We start from the raw sequence: 14021 nt of genomic DNA, 5'->3' as shown, positions 1-14021 counted from the left end.
GGAGGAACGCCATGTTCGAGTCTGCAGAATTGGGACACGCGATCAGCAAAGCCGTCTGGAAGAAGGAGGTCCCCGCACTGCGCGGGGCCCTCTTGGACGCCCAGCTCGACCTGCTCCAGTCGAAGAAATTTCCGGTCATCCTCCTGGTGGCCGGCGTGGATTGTGCCGGCAAGGGGGAAACGGTCAACCTCCTCAACGAATGGATGGACCCGCGCCATATCGAGACCCACGCCCTGCGCGACCTGACCGACGAAGAACTGGAGCGGCCCTCCATGTTCCGCTACTGGCGGGTGCTGCCCCCCGGGGGAAGATCGGCATCTTCATCGGCACCTGGTATTCGGCGCCCCTGTTGGAAAATGTCTACGGCACCATCAAGAACGCCGAACTGGACCAGCGGCTGGAACGCATCGTCCATTTCGAGCGGATGCTCTGCAACGAGGGGGCGCTGGTCCTCAAATTCTGGCTGCACCTCTCCCAGAGCGAGCAAAAAAAGCGCCTGAAGAGCCTGGAGAAGGACCCCAAGACCCGCTGGCGGGTCACCGATACCGACTGGCAGCATTACAAGCTGTACGACAAATTCCGCAAGGTCTCGGAGCGGATGCTGCGCACCACCAGCACCGCCGAATCCCCCTGGACCATCGTGGAGGGGAGCGACCCCAACTACCGCTACCTGACCATCGGCACGGCCCTGTTGGCCGCCCTGCGCCAGCGGCTGGACGCCGCCGAGCCGCCGCGCCACGACGAACCGATCCCCCCCATCATGTCCACCATCGACAACCTGCTGATCCTGAGAACCCTGGACCTGGCGAAGAAGCTGAAAAAGTCCGACTACGAGGACGAACTGGAGAAATACCAGGGGCGGCTCAACCTGCTGACCCGCCATGCCGGCTTCCGGAAGCTCTCGGTGGTGACGGTCTTCGAGGGGAACGACGCCGCCGGCAAGGGGGGCAGCATCCGCCGCGTCACCCAGGCCCTGGACGCGCGCCACTATCGCATCATCCCGGTGGCGGCCCCCACCGACGAGGAGTTGGCCCAGCCCTATCTGTGGCGCTTCTGGCGCAACATCCCCCGCAAGGGGCGCTTTGCCATCTTCGACCGGTCCTGGTACGGCCGGGTGCTGGTGGAGCGGGTGGAGGGGCTGTGCGGCCGGGGGGACTGGATGCGGGCCTACGGCGAGATCAACGACTTCGAGGAGCAGCTCGTGCGCAACCATACGGTGGTGGTCAAGTTCTGGCTTTCCATCAGCCGGGAGGAACAGTTAAGGCGCTTCAAGGAGCGGGAGAAGATCGGCTTCAAGCGTTTCAAGATCACGGACGAGGATTGGCGCAACCGGGAGAAGTGGGGCGAGTACGAGGTGGCGGTCTGCGACATGATCGACCGCACCAGCACCGACATCGCGCCCTGGACCCTGGTGGAGGCCAACGACAAGTACTACGCCCGCATCAAGATCCTGAAGACCCTCTGCGAACGGATCGAGGCGGCGCTGGGGGAAAAGTGAGCATCCCGGGCGTTCGATGGGCCGTGCAGGAACACAAGAAAACAGGCGCGAAGCGGCAAGGTGTCCCGGATCTTCCCGGGACGGCTCTCTGCTTTTACCAGCCCAGGCCGACCGCCTTGCGCAGAATCAAAACGGTATCCTCAATGTCGATGCGGTTGTCCCCCACCGGTACGCCGTTCACCAGCGGGCCAACATCGCCGCGCGTCACTTCCGGGGCAGAGAGCTGGACAAGTCCGGCACTGGCCTTGAGAGCCAACAGGGCGTCGATGACATCCACTGCGCCGTCTCCATTGATGTCGCCACTGCGAAGCGTCCCCGATGGCATGGCGGCAAGGGTGGCCGGTGTAACGCTATAACCGGTGCTGCTGCTGCCTTTCGGCGGGATGAGCACTCCCAGGCCGATGGCGGCTCCGGTCGCGCTCAAACCTGCGGTATCGGTGGCGCTGCCGCCACCGCCGACGCTCCGGCCGACGGAGATGGTATAGTTGGTGCTGCTGCTCGTGGCGGCAAATGCCGCAACGGGCAACAGCAGAAGCGTGACGGCTAGTCGTGCAGCCAAGCCTGTTTTCATGCTGCTTTCCCCCGATGATTGTTTCCCTGGCTTCAAAGAGTTCGATACGTAGCGGCCGGCCTGGCCAAACCGCTACCGTTTTTTGGTCTCCCCGGATGAGGTGGCCCCGCTGTAGCGGGAAGCCCGGCTCACAGACATCCGAATGCGGTCCAGAGATACCCGCTGCCCGAGGGCGCACTGGTCCCGTCGGATTGGGTGATATGGAAGATGAGGAAGGACCCTCCGCTTACGACCACCGGGCCCGTAGCGGTGCAACTGTTTCCGTCGGCCAGCACCGTACACGACAACCCCGTGGTCGTGAGGGACGCGCCGGTCCCGGATGTGGTGCTGCTCTGGAGGTCTACTTTCAGATCCTGACTGTACTTCGAGTAGACGTTGAGCTTCGAGATGGTGCAGCTGCTGGGCACCCAGGTGAACATGTTGTCGGTAGAGGAAGCGCCGACAAGAGCCTGCACGGGGTTGAAATAAACGTACGAAGAGATGGTGCGCACCACCGTGGTGAACGGGATGCCGCTGTCCGGGCTGCTGCCGCTGGCACCCTTCAGCGCCAATACCGCCCAGGTCGTTCCCGAACCGGCAACATCCGCGGCCGGGTCTACGTTGTAATTCACCGCGAGCGCGATGTAGCTTGTTCCGTTTTCATACACGGCATTACCGGATGTGTATACCGTACTGCTGCTCCAGGTCCCCATGAAACTGACCGGCGGCCCTTGCGGGCCCGTAGCGCCCGTAGCTCCGGTGGCGCCGGTAGCTCCGGTTGCCCCTGCCGGAATGATGAAATTGAGGACCGCCGCGTTGCTCGTTCCCGTGTTCGTCACGCTGGCCGATGTCCCTGCCGCTCCCGTGGTTGTGGTACCGACTGAGACGGTCGCCGCTACGCCATTCGTCCCATTTGTCCCCTTCAGCGCCAACACCGCCCAGTGCCCTCCCGAACCTGCCACATCCGCGGCCGGGTCTGTGTTGATATTCATGGTGAGCGCGATGTAGCTTGTTCCATTCTCTGAAACGGCATCACCGGTTGCGTACGTTGTCGCGCTACTCCATGTCCCCATGAAACTGACTGGCGGCCCTTGCGCGCCCGTAGCTCCGGTGGTGCCGGTAGCTCCGGTGGCTCCTGTCGGGCCGGCAGCACCGGTCGGGCCGGGTGCCCCCTGGGGGATAGTGAAATTGAGGACCGCCGCGCTGCCCGTTCCCGAGTTCGTCACGCTGGCCGCTGTCCCCGCCGCTCCCGTGGTCGTGGTCCCGACGGCGACGGTCTGGGTGCCGACGGCAACGGCGCAACTCCAACTCGATGATGCGGTGCTGTACTTGAGCACCTCGCCATCGGCGCAGGCCTGATTGAGCTTGTCGGCGCTCGTGGCCCGGAAGGCATAGGGTACCGAGGACAATTCCTGGCGGGGGGTCATCTCGGCATCGCTGCCGACGGCAACTCCCAGGTAGTAGGTCGCATCAAAGGGGAGGCTGATCGGCGTGACGCTTCCCATGAGGACGCTGTAGGCACCGTTGACCACCTGAACGGCAGTTTGCTGTTCGCTCCAGAGCGGTGTTCCCCCGGTGGGGGCGGCATAGAGCGCCAGGGTCATGGTGACCGTGCTGTTGATGGCCTGGCCTGTTGCCGAGGAAAGGTAGCCCTGGTAGGTGATGGTTGCCGGGGGTGCCGCGACAGCCGGGCTGCGTCCGGCGAGAAGGAACGCCACGGCAAACAGCAGAAAAATTCTCATCATTTGGTAATGCCTCCTGTATGATCATGACCGCACGGTAATAACGTACAAGGTTGCAACGGGCGCAGCTATATCCCCGTGTCTCCGAATGCGACAGCCAGCGGGGCGATGCGCGCCAGAGAAATGTCTCCAGCCCGAGGAGCCGTTTCTTTTTACGCTCCATTTTTGTAATAGGTCAATAAAATTGATACGGTTTGGCGGATGGTTCCCCAGGGGGAAGTGCGTCGTTGTGATTCAACAATGCGGAAAAAAGCTGAAAAGTACCCGTTCCCCCGCCCGTAGTACCATGAAGAACAGCTCGGCCAGGGGGCGGTGGCGGAAAGAACGGTAGGGACGGCGGATGTAGAGGGGGCGGGCGCCGGCGTTGAGGGCCGCCAGGCAGCCGGTGAGCAGGCGGTCGTCCACCATCAGGACGGTGGACAGGGGGACGCGGGCCAACTCGCCCACCCTCTGGAGACCGTCGGGGTAGGGTTTCTTGCGGACGCCGGAGATGAAGCGGATGCCGGGGAAATGGTTCCTGAACCAGATTCTGCGGGCCTCGGTCGGCTTGTTGGAGAGGATGAAGATCCTGTCCGCGCCGAAAACCGCGCAGCAGCGGGCCAGCCACTCCCGGGCCTCGGGGAGCGGCGCGGGAAAGCCGTGGGGCGCCAGGACCCCGTCGAAATCCAGGGCCAGGGCGGTGATGCCCCCGGCGGCGAGCCGCTCCGGGTCCAGGTTCGTGATGGCCGCATCGCGGGGCGTTTCCCGCAGGGTCTGGCCGAGCCCCTGCCGAAATCTGAAACCGAGGGTGAACCCGGCGAGGACGTGCGCGAAAGGGGGCATGGGCTAGGCCTTGTCCAGGTCCTTCTGTGCCCGGGAGACCAGGTAGTAGAGTATCCCCAGGATCAGCAGGGTGCCGGCCAGGAAGGCCTGGGTGGCCAGGTCGTCGTGGCGGAGGGTGGAGATCAGGATCTCCCGGATCATGGCCACGATGATGACGCCGATGAAGACCAGGATGTTGAACTTGCCCCCCTTGAGGTTCTTGATCTCGTTGTCCATCAGCTCGATCATCATCCAGAGTATCAGGAGTTCCCCCAGGGCGCTCAGGATACCCTTCTCCACATCCCCGCGGAAGATATTGATGATGTCCCAGCCGAACAGCATGACCACCGAGATGGAGACGCCGGCCAGGGCCAGCACCAGCACCAGGTTGAGGCCGTAGGTGAAGCGTTCGGTCAGCTTGATGAGCTGGGATTCCAGCTTGCGGGAGACAAAGACCTTTTTCAGCTCCTCTTCGCGGTAGGAGGCGCTCATGACGTCCAGGTTCATGTCGAGGATCTTCTCGGTCGCCTCGCGCAGGGCGCGCCGCTCGTCACGGTCGGGGTAGTTTTCGTCGATCAGGTTGAGCAGGAAGTGGCGGACCCGGTTCATGGCGACATTGACGAAATGGACATTCAGGCCGACCTTGACGTGGGCGTGGCCGATGCGGGTCAGGTGGTTCAGGTAGTTGTTGTCGTAGGTGCCGCCGAAGAGCGACATGAACCAGTTGCTGTGCATCTCGAGGAGGCGCTGGCGATTGCTGGCGTTGAGGATGGCGGTGGTTTCGGGCAGACCGTAGAGATAGTCGTGGAATTCACCGGAGAAACGCTCCCGGTGCTGGGCGGCCAGGGGTTGAAAGGCCCTGAGCAATTCCTCTTCGTCGTCGGTGAAGCCGTAATGGTCTTTGAGTTCCTGCATGGAGGTCATAACGAAAACCCTTTTCCGTAGTCGGTTTTATGGGAAAACAGCTCTTTTTTCGCCAGGCGGCGTCACGCCTCGGGCCGGGGTAGGCGGCGGTCGGCGCTCTCTCCGCTTTCCCGCCGTTGTCCGTTCCGGCATCGAAAACAGCCGGTTCCTCATCCGGGATGTTCGGTTATCTCCCGTACTTGTACGCCGCGGCGCAGGTCCCCTCGCTGGAGACCATGCAGGCGCCCACCGGAGATTCCGGGGTGCAGGCCGTGGCAAAGAGCGGACAGTCGAAGGGGGACAGTTTTCCCTTGAGCACCTCGCCGCACCGGCAGCCGGGGTGCTCCCGCTCTTCCCCCGGTTCGATGGCCAACGCCTTTTCGGCGTCGAACCGGGCCAGTTCCGGCTTGATGGCCAGGCCGCTGCCGGGGAGCATCCCCAGGCCGCGCCAGGAGGCGTCGCACGGCACGAAAACCCGCTCCATGATGGCCTGGGCCTTGGGGTTGCCCTCCCAGTTCACGGCGCGGCTGTACTGGATCTCCACCCGGCTTTCCCCGGCCAGGATCTGGGCCAGAAGCATCTCGATGCCCTGCATGACGTCGGCCGGCTCGAAACCGGTGACCACGCAGGGGATGCGGTATTTCTCCGCCAGCGGCTTGTAGGCGTTGCCGCCGATGACCGTGCTGACGTGGGCCGGGCAGAGGTAGCCGGAAAGGGCCAGGTCCGGGTCGGCGGTGAGGATCTCCATCGGCACCGGCATGGTCTTGTGGGAGGCCAGGACGTAGTAGTTGTCCAGGCCGAGTTTCGTCGCCTCCAGGATGCTGGCGGCGATGGTCGGGGCGGTGGTCTCGAAGCCGATCCCCAGGAAGATCACCCGGCGTTCGGGATTGGACTTCGCCAGGGCCACCGCATCCAGGGGGGAGTAGACGATGCGCACGTCGGCGCCCTTGGCCCGCTCCTCCATCAGGGAGGAACGGCTGCCGGGGACGCGCAGCATGTCGCCGAAGGTGGCCACCATATTGCGGGCATCGGCCGTGCAGGCCACGGCCTTGTCCACGTAGCCCACCGGGGTCACGCAGACCGGGCAGCCGGGCCCGGAGACGAGCCGCACGTTCTCCGGCAACAGGGAGCGGATGCCGAACTGGTAGATGGACATGGTGTGGGTGCCGCAGACCTCCATGAAGTTGACCGGTTCGGTCAACCGCTCCGCCATGCGCCGGATGTTGGCGGCCATGTTTTTCACCAGTTCGCGGTCGCGGAATTCGTCCTGAAATTTCATGCTTCCTCCTCCGCGGCAGAGCCGCCCGCCCGCCCGCTCATCGCATATCCTCGGGGGCAAAGACCTCTTTCATCATCCGCAGGGTCTCCTGGGCATATTCCTCATCCAGGCGCGAGATGGCGAATCCGGCATGGACGATGACGTAGTCGCCCACCCCGACCTCCTCGCCCAGCAGCATGACGCTGGCCTCCTTCTGCACACCGTCCACCTCGGCCACGATGGTGTCGCCGTCCCTGCTGAGAATCTTCATGGGTACACCAAGACACATACCTGTTTATCTCCTTTCCTCCGCGCCCGCCTTCACGGCATCTTTGCCCCGGCCTCAATCGCAAAATCCTCGGCGTAGCGCTGCTACGCCTGCGGTTTTGCTCAATCGTCCAGGTCAAATCTGCCGCAAATCCGAGCGCGGTCCTCGCGGCTTAGGTTGTTTAAAAATAGTCAGATCGTCGCACCCGCTCGACAAACCCTGCGGAGGCAGCCCTCTCACGAGTTCTCCCCCAGAGGGTGAGGGACCTCAGCGCTACGCCCCACGAAAGGGCTTTCGAGGACGAAGGCCTGATGGCTGTTTTTTCAACAACCTCCTTGCCACCCCGCTACCGCCGCCTGCCCGAGGGCGATGCCGCCGTCGTTGGGGGGTACCAGCCGGTGGGTGAATATTTGCAAGCCCCGATCAAGCAGACCAGTATACACCATTTCGCTCAAAAGGCGATTCTGAAAAACGCCGCCGGAGAGCACCACCCGGTCGAGCCCGGTTTGCCCCGCGATTCGGCACGCCGTCTCCACGGCGGCGCGGGCCACGGTGGCGTGAAAGCGGTAGGCCATGGCCGCCCGCTCCACGCCGGCAGCCGCATCGGCCAGGAGGTCCCGGAAGAGCGGGGCGAAGTCGATGACCAGGCTCTCGTTGCCGGAAATATGGAAGGAATAGGTCCCCGAGACCTCCGCGGTCTCGGCCAGGGCCTCCAGCTCGATGGCCGCCTGGCCGTCGTAGGATACGGTCTGCCGCACGTCCAGCAGGGCGGCCGCGGCGTCGAACAGCCGGCCGCAACTGGAGGTGAGCGGCGCGTTGATGCCCCGCTCCAGCATGGCGGCAAAGATGTCCTTCTGGGCATCGGCCACCTGCCGGGCAGACGGGTGGTCCAGATCGAAGGCTTCTTTGCCCAGGGAACGGTACAGCCATGCCAGGGCCATGCGCCAGGGTTCGCGCACCGCCGCATCCCCGCCGGCCAGGGGCACGGGAAGGACATTGCCGGCCCGCCGGAACCCTTCGTAACCGCCCACCAGGAACTCGCCGCCCCAGATGGTGCCGTCCGTGCCGAAGCCGGTGCCGTCGAAGACGATGCCGATCACGTGGCCTTCCAGGCCGTTTTCGGCCATGCAGGCCGCCATGTGGGCGTGGTGGTGCTGAACCGTTACGAGCGGCAGCCCCGATTCCGCCGCATGGAGCGAGGAGATGTAATCGGGGTGCAGATCGCAGGCGGCCACCTGCGGCGTTATTTCGAGAATCCCCGACAGGTGCCCGATGGTGTGGCGGAACGACGCTGCGGTGGAACTGTTCTGCAGGTCGCCGATGTGCTGGCTCAGGAATGCCTGTTCTCCCTGGGCCAGGCAGACCGCCCCCTTCAGCTCGGCCCCCACGGCCAGAAGCGGGGGAACCGCGAAGGGGAGCCGCACTGCCCGCGGCGCATACCCCCTGGCCCGGCGGTAGAAGAGCGGTTTGCCCTGGAAGAGGCGCAGCACCGAATCGTCGCTGCGGATGTGGATCGGCCGGTCGTGGACGAGAAAGAAGTCGGCGATAGGGGCCAGACGTTTGAGGGCGTCGCTGTCTTCAAAGGCCACCGGCTCGTCGGACACGTTGCCGCTCGTCATCACCAGCGCCGGGAAGTGGTCGCGCAGCAGCAGGTGATGCACCGGTGCGTAGGGGAGCATCAGGCCGAGCCAGCCGTTGGCCGGGGCCACCAGGGGCGCGACCGGGCAGCCCGGGGTCTTGCGGGCGATGACGATGGGGCTTTCCGGGCTGGCTAAGAGCCGTTCCTCCCGGTCGTCCAAGAGCGCCAGCCTGCGGGCGGCCGCCAGGTCGGCGGCCATGACGGCAAAGGGCTTTTCGTCCCGTTTCTTCCGTGCGCGCAGCCGCCCGACCGCCTCCGGGTTGCCGGCGTCCACGGCCAGGTGGTACCCGCCGATCCCCTTGACCGCCAGGATCTTGCCGGCGCGCAGGAGTTCGACGGCTTGGACGAGGGCGTCGTCCCGCTCCGCGACCGGGGCGGCATCGGCATCCAAGAGGCGCAGCTGCGGGCCGCAGACCGGGCAGGCGATGGGCTGGGCGTGGAAGCGCCGGTCCGCCGGATCGTCGTACTCCCGACGGCAGTCGGGGCAGAGCGGGAATGCGGCCATGGTGGTCCGGGGGCGGTCGTAGGGGATGCCGGTGATAATGCTGTAGCGGGGGCCGCAGTTGGTGCAGGTGATGAACGGGTAACGGTAGCGCCGGTCCGCCGGGTCGAACAGCTCGGCTAGGCAATCGGCGCAGAGGGCGGAGTCGGGCGCCACCTGGATGTTCTTTTCGCCGTCGGCGCTGGGGAGGATGGCAAAGCCGCGCTCCGCGACCGGGGACAGGTCCTCGGCGAAGCGGGACGTGACCACGGCCAGGGGGGAAGGTCGTGGTCCAGGGCGCGCTGGAAGGCGGCCAGGGCGTCTGCCGTGCCCTGGACCTCGATCTCCACCCCGGCGGGGGTGTTGCGCACCCAGCCGCTCAGGCCGAGTTCGCCGGCCAGGCGGAACACGAAGGGACGGAACCCGACGCCCTGGACGATGCCGCCGATGAGGAAACGCCTGCGGACTATGGCCGTGCCGTCCCCGTTGCCAGCCATTGGTACCACCCGTCCATCCCCTCGCCGGTGCGCGCCGACACCTCGAAGATGATGATGCCGGGGCTTACCCTGCGGGCGTATTCCTTGCATTTTTCCACATCGAAGTCCAGGTGGGGAAGCAGGTCGGTCTTGTTGAGCAGCATGACCGTGGAGTTGTGAAACATCTGGGGGTACTTGAGCGGCTTGTCCTCGCCCTCGGTCACCGAGAGGACCGCCACCTTGTGGTGTTCGCCCAGGTCGAAGGAGGCGGGGCAGACCAGGTTGCCCACGTTTTCTATGAGGAGCACGTCCAGGTTGTCCAGATCAAACCCCTCGGTGCCGTGCATGACCATGTGGGCATCCAGGTGGCAGCCGGCGCCGGTGTTGATCTGCCGGACCGCGACGCCGGTGGCGGCGATGCGCCGGGCGTCGTTGTCGGTCTGCTGATCCCCCTCGATCACGGCAAAGCGGAACCGCTCCGCCAGGTCCCGCAGGGTCCGTTCCAGCAGGGTGGTCTTGCCCGATCCGGGAGAGCTTACCAGGTTGAGGACGAAGATGCCCTTGTCCTTGAACAGGGCGCGATTGAAGGAGGCCAGGCGGTTGTTCTTGGCCAGGATGTCCTCTTCGATGGCTATGACGGTCCGTTTCCGGTCGCCGTGGTCGTGGTCGTGATGGTCGTGGGCGGCGTGATCATGGTCGTGGTGCTCGTGCTGGTGATCATGGCCCTGATGCTCGTGGTCGTGGCTATGGCTGTGACTGTGGTGATGGTCGCCGTGCTGGTGGTCATGGTCGTGCGTATCGGTCGGGCCGCAGCCGCAAGTGGTGCACATGGGTTCCTCCGAAAATGGGTCCTGATGATGGTGTAACCGTATCAGTTTCCGCGCCGTTATGCAACAGGGTCATGGCCATGGTTCACTGGCCGTTGAACTGCAACCGGTGCAGGCGGTAGTAGAGCCCCCTGGCCTCCATGAGCTCCTGGTGCGTCCCCTCCTCCGAGTTGCGCCCCCGGTGCACGACCACGATCCGGTCGGCGTCCTGGATGGTGGAGAGACGGTGGGCGATGATCAGGGAGGTGCGCCCCGCCATCAGCCCTTTGATCCCGTCCTGGATCATCTGCTCCGAAGCGGAGTCCACGCTGGCGGTGGCCTCGTCCAGCACCAGCACCTCGGGGTCGAAGGCCACGGCCCGGGCAAAGGAGATGAGCTGCTTTTCCCCCACGGAGAGGTTGTTGCCCCGCTCCCTGACCTCCTCCCCGTACCCCCGGGGCAAGCGTTCGATGAAACGGTCGGCCCCCACCGCGGCGGCCGCTGTTCGGACCCGCGCCCGCGCCTCCTCGTCCCCCAGGCAGATATTGAACTCGATAGTGCCGGCGAACAGGCAGGGGTCCTGGAGGACGATGCCGATGCGCCGGCGCAGGTCGCCTCCCCGCATGGTGCGCACATCGACGCCGTCCACGAGGATGCTTCCCCTGTCGATCTCGTAGAGGCGCGTCAGAAGCCGCGTGATGGTGGTCTTGCCGCCGCCGCTTTCGCCCACCAGCGCGATCCGCTCGCCGCGCCGGACGACCAGGCTGAACCCCTCCAGGGCGTTCTCCCCCTCGCGGTAGGCAAAGGAGACGGTGCGGAATTCGATCAGGGGGGGCGTCTGCCCGAAGCTTCCCCCCCCCGGCGGGCGGCCTTCTTCGGCAGAGGCGGGCGCGGGGGGCTGGTGAGCCGGCTTGTCCGCCGGCGTGTCCAGCAGGGCAAAGATCCGTTCCAGGGCCGCCATGGCGCCCTGCATGACCGAATACTTGGCCGACAGGTCGCGGATGGGGGTGAAGAATTTCTCGATGTACTGGATGAAGGCCACCAGCACCCCGAAGGTGAGGGCCCCCCGGACGATCTCTCCGCCGCCGTACCAGATGATCAGGGCCACGGCGATGGACGACAGGGCCTCCACGATGGCGTACAGCGACGCATCCCAGAAGATGACCGGCATGTTGGCGTCCCGGTAGGATGCGTTCAGGTCGCTGAAGCGCCGCTCTTCGTCCCGTTCGCGGTTGAACGCCTGGATGATGCCGATACCGCCGATGGATTCGGCCAGAAAGGCGTTGAGGCGTCCCAGGCGCGCCCGCACCTCGCGGAACGATTGGCGCATCTTGCGGCGAAAGGCCCAGGCGACGTACAGGAGCAGGGGGAGGACGCTGAAGGTCACCAGGGACAGCTTCAGGTTCATCCAGAGCATGACCGAGATGATGCCCGCCAGCAGCATGACGTCACCCACGATGGTAATGATCCCCGAGGCGAACATCTCGCCCAGGACCTCCACATCGCTGGTCAGGCGGGTCACGGCGCTCCCCGTGGGGACCCGGTCGAACCAGGAAACCGGCAGGCGCATGACATGGCGGTAGAGTTCGTTGCGCATGTCGGCCATGACCCGTTGCCCGACGGACTGGAGCAGGTAGATCTGCAGAAAGGCGAGCAGCGATTCGGACAGCAGGACGGACAGAAAAGCCAGGGCAATCCCTTCCAGCCCGGCCAACCTGCCGGTGGTGATATGGCCGTCGATGGCCAGCTTGATAATCCAGGGCTGGGCCAGGCGGCAGGCGGCAACCAGCGGTATGGTGACCAGCACCGCGACGATCGCCGTGCGGTGGGGGGCGACATAGCGGGCAAAGCGGGTCAAAAGGCGGGTGTCGTAGGCCTTGCCCGCTATTTCCTCTTCATAGATGCCGCCGTGGTGCATTGGTGCTCCGAACGTGTGCTGGATGTGCCCAGAATAGCAGAATCGGCGGCGGAAGGGAAATGGTAGTGAGGGTGGCCGGGTGGAGGGTCAAATAGAGTTGGAGGGTTCGAGTCTGTACCAGATCCGGTGTGTGGGCGTTTGTCAAATCTTGCTTGCGGACTCCCCCGGCGTCGCGGCCGCCCCCTCCACAAGGGCCGGCAGATAGATGTGAAAGGTCGTTCCTTTGCCGGGCGTGGATTCGGCGGTGATGGCGCCCTTGTGTTTGCGGATGATGGAGTGGCAGAGCGCCAGGCTGAGCCCCATGCCCTTCTGGCTCCCCATCTCCTTGGTGGTGAAGTAGGGGTCGAAGATCCTGGGGAGGTTCTCGGGGGGGATGCCGATTCCGGTGTCGTGGAACGCCAGGTGAACGTACTCGCCGGCCGGGAGGGAGAGGGTGTCCTGCTCGCCGAGGGTCACATTCTCCCCCTCGACCCGCACGGTGCCGCCGTGGGGCATGGCCTCGACGGCATTGTGCGTCAGGTTGGCAAAGGTCCGCTCCATCTGGGTGTCGTCCATCCTCACCCGATGGAGGCCGGGGGCGATACGGAACTCGCTCGTTATGGCGGGCTTGCCCCTGAGGGCGGCGGAGATGGCCTCCGTGATCAGGGGCGCAAGGGGGCGGGATGCACGAAGGAGTCCCCCCCTTGGAAAAGGTCAGCAGGCGCAGGCTGAGCTCCTTGGCGCGCAGGGAGGTCTGTTCGGCGATCTCGAGCATCTCGGCGATGGTCTGGGGGGCGGAGATGTTCAGCTTGGCCAGGGAGATGTACCCGAGGATCACCTGCAACAGGTTGTTGAAATCGTGGGCCATGCCGCCGGCCAGGATGCCGATGGCTTCCATCTTCCGGGAGCGGAGGCTCTCCGCTTCCAGCTTTCTCTGCCGGGTGACATCCTCCCCGTTTTTGATGAACTTGGCGACTGAACCGTCGGGAGCCTTGAGCGGGGAGATGCTCACACTCTCCCAGAACAGCTCGCCGTTTTTCTTCCGGTTCAGCAGGCTGCCGTGCCATTCGTTCCCCTGGAGGATGGTGGCCCACAGCTCCCGGTACGTTTCGGAGGAGGTCTCGCCCGACTTGAGGATGCGCGGCGTCTGCCCGACCGCTTCGTCGGCGGCGAAGCCGGTTACCTCGCAGAACTTGCGGTTCACGTATTCGATGGTGCCGGTGGTGTCGGTGATGAGCGCCATGCTGGGGCTTTGCTCGAGGGCGTTGGAAAGGAGCCGGATGTGTTCGTTTTGCCGGCGGAGTTGCCGCTGCATCTTCACGACGGCGATGCTCCGCTCGATGGCTTCGTAAAGCTTCTGGAAGGCGACCGGTTTGAGGACGAACTGGTTGATGCCGATATCGATGGCCTGGAGCAGGTAATCGATGTCGTTGAAGGCGGTCATGACGATAATCTGGGCATCGGGGGTCCTGCTGCGGATCTCCCGGGCCATTTCCAGGCCGCTCATGAACGGCATCATGATGTCGGTCAGCACGATGTCGGGGGTGTGCGCCTGGTAGAGTGCCAGCCCCTCCCGGCCGTCCTCGGTCACCATCAGCCGGTAGCCGCGCAGGCCGAGCATGCGTTTGACCTGCTCCCGCGAGGTGGCTTCATCCTCTACGTACAGGATCGTGAGGTCGTCGTCAGGGGAGGGGGCGTCCGT

General features: G+C 64.7%; 9 protein-coding genes and 3 pseudogenes. 1 reads left to right on the top strand and 11 read right to left on the bottom strand.

Going from position 1 to position 14021, the window contains the following annotated elements:
* Nucleotides 1–11 precede the first annotated feature (11 nt).
* Nucleotides 12–1498 (top strand): annotated as a pseudogene (gene pap / locus FO488_RS14190) (polyphosphate:AMP phosphotransferase).
* A gap of 94 nt (nucleotides 1499–1592) precedes the next feature.
* Here the strand turns inward: pap and FO488_RS14185 are convergent.
* From FO488_RS14185 to FO488_RS20690, 11 genes and pseudogenes are all read right to left on the bottom strand, one after another.
* Nucleotides 1593–2069, bottom strand: a complete 477-nt coding sequence (locus FO488_RS14185; RefSeq protein ID WP_149211160.1) for a dockerin type I repeat-containing protein — start codon at nucleotides 2067–2069, stop codon at nucleotides 1593–1595.
* A gap of 128 nt (nucleotides 2070–2197) precedes the next feature.
* Nucleotides 2198–3793: a hypothetical protein gene (locus FO488_RS19490; RefSeq protein WP_168206050.1), complete on the bottom strand. Its 1596-nt coding sequence runs from the start codon at nucleotides 3791–3793 to the stop codon at nucleotides 2198–2200.
* A 231-nt stretch (nucleotides 3794–4024) separates the two neighbouring features.
* Nucleotides 4025–4612, bottom strand: a complete 588-nt coding sequence (locus FO488_RS14170; protein ID WP_149211157.1) for a YqeG family HAD IIIA-type phosphatase — start codon at nucleotides 4610–4612, stop codon at nucleotides 4025–4027.
* Between the two features lie 3 nt (nucleotides 4613–4615).
* The gene (locus FO488_RS14165) at nucleotides 4616–5515 is read right to left on the bottom strand and encodes a protoglobin domain-containing protein (RefSeq protein WP_149211156.1); all 900 of its coding nucleotides are present in this window, start codon (nucleotides 5513–5515) and stop codon (nucleotides 4616–4618) included.
* Nucleotides 5516–5681: 166 nt separating this feature from the next.
* Nucleotides 5682–6773, bottom strand: coding sequence for a hydrogenase formation protein HypD (gene hypD, locus FO488_RS14160; RefSeq protein WP_149211155.1), 1092 nt, complete (start codon nucleotides 6771–6773; stop codon nucleotides 5682–5684).
* 37 nt (nucleotides 6774–6810) lie between these two features.
* Nucleotides 6811–7041, bottom strand: a complete 231-nt coding sequence (locus tag FO488_RS14155) for a HypC/HybG/HupF family hydrogenase formation chaperone (protein WP_149211154.1) — start codon at nucleotides 7039–7041, stop codon at nucleotides 6811–6813.
* 302 nt (nucleotides 7042–7343) lie between these two features.
* Nucleotides 7344–9637 (bottom strand): annotated as a pseudogene (hypF, locus tag FO488_RS14150) (carbamoyltransferase HypF).
* Nucleotides 9607–10446: a hydrogenase nickel incorporation protein HypB gene (gene hypB, locus FO488_RS14145; RefSeq protein ID WP_149211153.1), complete on the bottom strand. Its 840-nt coding sequence runs from the start codon at nucleotides 10444–10446 to the stop codon at nucleotides 9607–9609. The pseudogene hypF and the gene hypB overlap by 31 nt, the downstream one beginning before the upstream one ends.
* Before the next feature lie 82 nt (nucleotides 10447–10528).
* The gene (locus FO488_RS14140; RefSeq protein ID WP_149211152.1) at nucleotides 10529–12340 is read right to left on the bottom strand and encodes an ABC transporter ATP-binding protein; all 1812 of its coding nucleotides are present in this window, start codon (nucleotides 12338–12340) and stop codon (nucleotides 10529–10531) included.
* Between the two features lie 141 nt (nucleotides 12341–12481).
* Nucleotides 12482–12895, bottom strand: coding sequence for an ATP-binding protein (locus tag FO488_RS14135; RefSeq protein ID WP_149211151.1), 414 nt, complete (start codon nucleotides 12893–12895; stop codon nucleotides 12482–12484).
* A gap of 400 nt (nucleotides 12896–13295) precedes the next feature.
* Nucleotides 13296–13940 (bottom strand): annotated as a pseudogene (locus tag FO488_RS20690) (response regulator); the annotation flags it as partial.
* Nucleotides 13941–14021: the final 81 nt, after the last annotated feature.

The sequence above is a fragment of the Geobacter sp. FeAm09 genome (assembly GCF_008330225.1).
GTDB lineage: Bacteria > Desulfobacterota > Desulfuromonadia > Geobacterales > Pseudopelobacteraceae > Oryzomonas.
The sequence above is the reverse complement of the archived record's forward strand: the minus strand, read 5'-3'. Positions and strand labels throughout refer to the sequence as shown.